This window comes from Bartonella sp. AP36NXGY (assembly GCF_042195865.1).
Taxonomy (GTDB): Bacteria; Pseudomonadota; Alphaproteobacteria; order Rhizobiales; family Rhizobiaceae; genus Bartonella.
The window spans coordinates 1-1352 of the sequence record NZ_JBHIPD010000100.1 but is presented as its reverse complement, the minus strand read 5'-3'; the positions used below and the strand labels follow the sequence as shown (position 1 = coordinate 1352).

The window sequence follows — 1352 nt, the reverse complement described above, 5'->3', positions numbered from 1 at the left end:
AAGCCAAGGGTAAAGCCGAGGTTATTATAGCAAAACAACGCCATGGTCCGACAGGAATCGTTCCCCTTGCCTTTCAACCCGACTTTACATGCTTTAGTGATTTGGAAAAATAGGAGCAGAAAAATGCGTTAAAGAGAGCTTTAAATGATCTTTGAAAGGTCTTTGAAGACCCTTTGAGAACCCCTTAAAAACTCTTTGAGAAAAAATAAATTGGTACAAAACCTAGTGTCAAAATATACAAAACCTGCTGGCAAGCTACATACATACAATTACACAGAATCAATAAGTTATAGCACCATAAAAGTGCTGTGGCGGAGGGGGTGGGATTCGAACCCACGGTACAGTCTCCTGCACGCCGGTTTTCAAGACCGGTGCCTTAAACCGCTCGGCCACCCCTCCAAACTAGATATGCTTTCTGACAAATTTCTTGTAAAAGGTCAATCATTTTAATACGCATTTTAAAGCGTTCTTTGTAAAACTATTTAAGTTTCAATTAAAATAATTCTTCATAAGTTAATTCTTTGAGTGTGTTATCTAAGAGTTTCATTTTTTTACATGATAGTTTTTCCTGTTTAAAAATTTTTTACAAAGCAATATTTTTTTAAGTTCTAACAATCGTTTTCGTAATAATAAGAAATGTTTAGTTGAAAATGTTTGATAAATTATATTAAATTCCGGTCGTGTATTTTTGAATTATTTTACCTTTCCAGATATTTATTTTATTTAGATCGTTCATATTGGCGAAAAGAAAATGTTATTACTCTGACAGTTTATGAGAGATAAATTTGTAAGAATGACATATATATTCAAGGAAAGTTTTTATTGAGTTTAAATTAAGTACAATTCAATAAGAAAGCTCTTTAAAAGATTTTAATTTTTTAAATAAAAATATTCAGATATTTAGTGCATCTAAAAAGTACCTTGGAGGAAAGGGCTGATTTACACTATTTGAATAAAACATTATGTAAGATTTGCATCGACAGTTTAAAATCTCTTCCAGATATAACTGAAAATTAGGTTCTATAGTGCTTTTTCTTTGGGATAAGCAAAAAGTTAATTTGAATGGAAGAAAAGATTATTGAATGCTTAGATCAATAGATAGTTTGTTAAGGTATTGCATAGTTTTTCAAGAATAGAACTTAAAAACGCTAAATTATGCAGAGGCAAAAAGCATAAACTTTAACAGACAAGGTTAAAGCCGATTCATTCACAAGTATATGTAAAATAAAAAATTTATTTACAAAAAAATGGTGCCCCCAGAGAGCGAATCAGGCTTTAGCAACAAGATTCAAAGTATATAAAGATGTGTAAGGGCGTATTGATGTCTATAGCTTTTTATGATTCAATAAAAA

At 30.9% G+C, this 1352-nt stretch carries 1 protein-coding gene and 1 tRNA gene; one reads left to right on the top strand and one right to left on the bottom strand.

From position 1 onward, the window contains the following. On the top strand, positions 1-113 hold a 113-nt coding region (locus tag ACFINX_RS10070; RefSeq protein ID WP_375668797.1), incomplete at its 5' end, for a DnaB-like helicase C-terminal domain-containing protein. Between the two features lie 196 nt (positions 114-309). On the opposite strand, the gene ACFINX_RS10065 is transcribed toward ACFINX_RS10070, so the two are convergent. Further along, positions 310-399 (bottom strand) — tRNA-Ser (locus ACFINX_RS10065). Positions 400-1352: the final 953 nt, after the last annotated feature.